Annotated in this window: 2 protein-coding genes; both read right to left on the bottom strand. The window is 67.4% G+C overall.

All coding sequences use genetic code 11. The annotated features are described in order from the left end of the window. The coding region (locus tag EOA86_RS23940; RefSeq protein WP_128343928.1) for a strawberry notch family protein at positions 1 to 3,978 on the bottom strand (3,978 nt) is incomplete at its 3' end. 94 nt (positions 3,979 to 4,072) lie between these two features. Continuing rightward, positions 4,073 to 4,261: a hypothetical protein gene (locus EOA86_RS23935; protein ID WP_128343927.1), complete on the bottom strand. Its 189-nt coding sequence runs from the start codon at positions 4,259 to 4,261 to the stop codon at positions 4,073 to 4,075. Positions 4,262 to 4,394 lie beyond the last annotated feature (133 nt).

The raw sequence follows: 4,394 nt of genomic DNA, 5'->3' as shown, positions 1-4,394 counted from the left end.
GATGCGCTCGCCTTGGTCGGTCTGAAGCCGATAGACCCGCGTCGACTCGGTCGGCAGGCGCTTCCAGATCGGCAGAAGCAAGCCGGTGACCATGTGCAGGACCGAGTCGGTGAACTCCGGCACCTCGGCGGTTTCGGTCGTCCAGGCAGTGGCGAAAGTATCGCGGTCGGCTTCGGTCCAGCGGGTTTCGCCCATGGCCTTGAGGGGCATGTTCTGGGCTTCCATCGGCCGGATCAGGCGGACGCGCCGCTCGATATCGCCATCGTCGAGCATGACGCTTGTGGTGGGGATTTGGACAGCAGCCCGGCCCGACTTCTCGTTGATAAGCAGCTTGGCGCGCGGATCGCGGAGATGATCGAGCGCACCGTCGAGCGTGACAGGCCGGTTGCGCTTGCGCTCGGCAATCGTCAGCAGGCGCGTTTCGGCGCCGGTGCGTGGGTGGGTGTAGATCACCTGCCGATCGGTGACGACGAAGCTCTCGGCCCTGAGCGTCTCCAGCCCGGCGTCGTAGGCGCCCGAGGCGATGGCGCCCTCGATCCTTGCCGCGAGCAACTGCTCGAAGGCGCCAAAGAGAACTCCCTGCATCTCGATGGTGAGCGCCAGCAGCCGGTTGAGGAAGGTGGTGATCGGCGGTAGCTCGTCCTTGATGCCATTGGCATCTGTGAGCTTGAGCCCCGTGGCCGCCTCGAAACGCTCAAGCGAGCAGCCCTCGATCTTGCCGCGCACGATCAGCAGATAGAGCTGTCGCAAGGCGTCGCGGGCATATTGGCTTTCGAGGTTGTCCTCGGGGCGGAACAGGCCCTGGCCGCCGGTCTGGCGCTGGCCGCGGGTGATAGCGCCCAGCGTGTCGAGGCGGCGGGCGATCGTCGAGAGGAAGCGCTTTTCAGCCTTCACATTGGTTGAGATCGGCCGAAAGAGCGGTGGCTGCGCCTGGTTGGTGCGGTGCGTGCGGCCCAGCCCCTGGATGGCCGTGTCGGCCTTCCAGCCGGCCTCGAGAAGATAGTGGACGCGCAGCCGCGTGTTCCTGGCCGAGAGCTCGGCGTGATAGCTGCGACCTGTCCCGCCGGCATCGCTGAACACCAGAATGCGCTTCTGATCGTCCATGAAGGACTGCGTTTCGGCGAGATTGGCCGAGCCGGCACGGTTCTCGACCACGAGGCGCTCACCTTTGCGGACGATATGGCGGGAGCGGGCGGTGCCCTCGGCCACGACATCCGTTCCGAAATGCTGCACGATCTGGTCAAGCGCTCCTGGAACCGGAGGCAGGCTGGCGAGCCTCGCGATCAGCTCGTCGCGGCGGGCGACCGCCTCTCGGCTCTCGACCGGCTGGCCGTCGCGATAGACCGGACGCGAGGATAGATTGCCTTCCGAGTCGGTGAACGGCTCGTAGAGCTGCACCGGAAAAGAGTGGGCGAGATAGTCGAGGACATATTCGCGCGGCGTGATGTCGACGCGAACGTCGTTCCACTCCTCGGTCGGCAGCTCGGCCAGACGCCGTTCCATCAGCGCCTCGCCGGTCGAGACGATCTGGATGACGGCCGCGTGGCCGTCCTCGAGATCGCGCGTGATCGACCGGACCAAGGTCGGCGTCTTCATCGACGTCAGGAGATGCCCGAAGAAGCGCTGCTTGGCCGACTCGAAGGCGCTGCGGGCGGCCGACTTGGCCTGGGCGTTCAGCGTTCCGGAGCTGCCGGTGACGTTGGCGGCCTGCATGGCCGCATCGAGGTTGTTATGGATGATGCCGAACGCGCCCGCATAGGCGTCGTAGATGCGCACCTGTTCGGGCGTCAGCTCGTGCTCGACCAGCTCGTATTCGACGCCGTTGAAGGAAAGCGAGCGGGCCGTATAGAGGCCGAGCGCCCTGAGGTCGCGCGCCAGCACCTCCATCGCCGCGACGCCGCCGGCCTCGATCGCCTCGACGAATTCGGCCCGCGTCGAAAAAGGAAAATGCTCGCCGCCCCAAAGGCCGAGCCGCTGGGCATAGGCGAGGTTGTGGACGGTGGTGGCGCCGGTGGCCGAAACGTAGACGATGCGCGCATTCGGCAGGGCATGCTGCAGCCGCAGGCCCGCGCGGCCCTGCTGCGAGGGGGCGGCGTCGCCCCGTTCGCCCTTGGCGCCGACGGCGTTCTGCATGGCGTGGGCCTCGTCGAAGATGATGGCTCCATCGAAATCGGAACCCAACCATTCGACGATCTGCTTGACCCGTGAAACCTTCTCGCCGCGATCGTCGGAGCGCAGCGTGGCGTAGGTGGTGAATAGGATGCCCTCCGCCAGCGTCACCGGCTTGCCCTGTGGGAAGCGCGACAGCGGCGTGATCAGCAGGCGCTCCATGCCGAGCGCCGACCAGTCGCGTTGGGCATCCTCGATCAGCTTGTCGGACTTCGAGATCCAGACGGCCTTGCGGCGACCCTGCATCCAGTTGTCGAGAATGATGGCGGCGGATTCACGGCCCTTGCCGACGCCGGTGCCGTCGCCGACGAAAAAGCCCTGACGGAAGCGTACGGCGCCTGCGGCGTCATCGGCGGCGGCGCTCACCACGTCGAAGGTGTCGTCGACCGTCCAGGCGCCGGCGAGATGTTCGGAGTGGGCCTCTCCGGCATAGATGACGGTTTCGAGCTGCGCGTCCGACAGCAGGTCGAGGACATTTTGTGGCAGTCGCGGCCGGTAGCTCGGCCTGGGCGGCGCAACGCTCGCCATCGCCGCCGATTGCACGAGCTGGGTCGGGTGAGCCTGAGAGCCGGGAATACGGATCGCCTGAAGGCTATAGTCCTCGTAGATGGCGTCGGTGATGTGACCGCCCTCGGCGACCTTCCAATCGACAGCCTCGTAGGCGAGGTCGACAGCCTCGGGATCTCCGATCGGCGGCCGCGGTGCCGTCCTCGCGGTGCGAGCAAGATAGCCGCGCACAGTGCGGGGTGCGCCCGGAGACGGTATCGGCGATGCGCCTGCGGGCATCTCGACGGAAAGCCGCGGCGGCACATGCTCCTCGACCCATTCGAGCAGCGTCGCGGCATCCGGCGCGACTCCGAGAGCGGCAGGGAACACGGCAGGATCGTCCGCTGGCAGCTTGTCGATGACGGTGAGGCGCGTCGGGAAGGTCGTCCCGTGCTTGGCATAGACCGAGCCGTCTATTGCCGCGGAGAAGACGACGCGGCCGCGTTCCTGCAGGCGGGTGAAGGCTGGCGTCCGGACTGCATTGTCAGGGGCGAGGCTGGCCCCGGTGATCGTCACCAGCCGCCCGCCGGGCGCCAGGCGCGCCAGCGCCGAGGCGATGTGACGCCAGGCGGCGTCGGCGACGCGGCCCTCGACATTGGCCATGACCGAGAAGGGCGGGTTCATCAGCACCACGCTCGGCACGGCGCCGGCGTCGAGATGGTCGTCGATCTGGGCAGCATCGAAGCGGGTGACGGGAACGGCCGGAAAGAGGGAGGAAAGAAGTCCCGCGCGCGTCTCGGCCAGTTCGTTGAGGATGAGCGAGGCGCCGGCTATCTCGCCCAGAATGGCGAGCAGCCCGGTGCCGGCCGAAGGCTCCAGCACACGGTCGGTCGGCGTGATGGCGGCGGCCGTGGCCGCGATCAGGCCGAGAGGAATCGGCGTGGAGAACTGCTGGAAGGTCTGCGCCTCCTCGGAGCGGCGGGTATGCGTCGGCATGAGCCCGGCGATCTTCGACAAGGCGGAAAGCCGGAGAGCCGGAGACGCGGCTTTGCGGAAGAGCGCCTTTCCGTATTTGCGGAGGAACAGGACAGTGGCCGCCTCGCAGGCATCGTAGGCCATCTTCCAGTCCCAGGCGCCGGTGGCGTCCGAGGCGCCGTATGCGGCTTCCATTGCCGCGCGCAGCTTTGGCGCGTCGATACGCTCGCCGCGTTCGAGATGGGGAAGCAACAGGCCGGCGGCGGCGAAGATGGCGCCAGCGGCATCGGTTTCGGCGAGCGGGAGCGGCGCGGCAGCGGGCGCCGCGGATGCGGAGACGGGGGTCATGACGGGAACCTCGGGAGAGCGGAACGGGATCGAGCCGCACGGCGCTCTCTCTCGACCGCGCCGGCTCAAACCCGTCCCGGCCTTCCTCTCCCTCTCAGGGGGGGCCGAGATCGTCCGCGAGGTTCAGCGCCTTCAGCCGTTCGACATCGTCCGCGCGCACGATCTCGTAGTCGTCAGACATCCAGCCAAAGTCACCGGCCCAGACTTCCCCAAGCGTCGCCCAAGTGCCGTCCGGCCAAACGACAATGTCATCCGGGTGATAAGGCCGCTGCGTGCTTGCCATGGGTTTATCCTCCAATCCTTGCGCGGAAACCGTCCCGCCGACGCCATCAGGAAGGGGCCGGCCGCTGCCGTCACCGAGGGACCGAGGGGAACCCCCTGCGGGTTGACGATGAGGCGGGCGACCCCTTACCGGG

Source organism: Mesorhizobium sp. M5C.F.Ca.IN.020.32.2.1 (genome assembly GCF_004023105.1).
GTDB classification, from domain to species: Bacteria; Pseudomonadota; Alphaproteobacteria; order Rhizobiales; family Rhizobiaceae; genus Mesorhizobium; species Mesorhizobium wenxiniae.
Note: the sequence above shows the minus strand (reverse complement) of the source record. Positions and strands in the feature narration are given on the sequence as shown.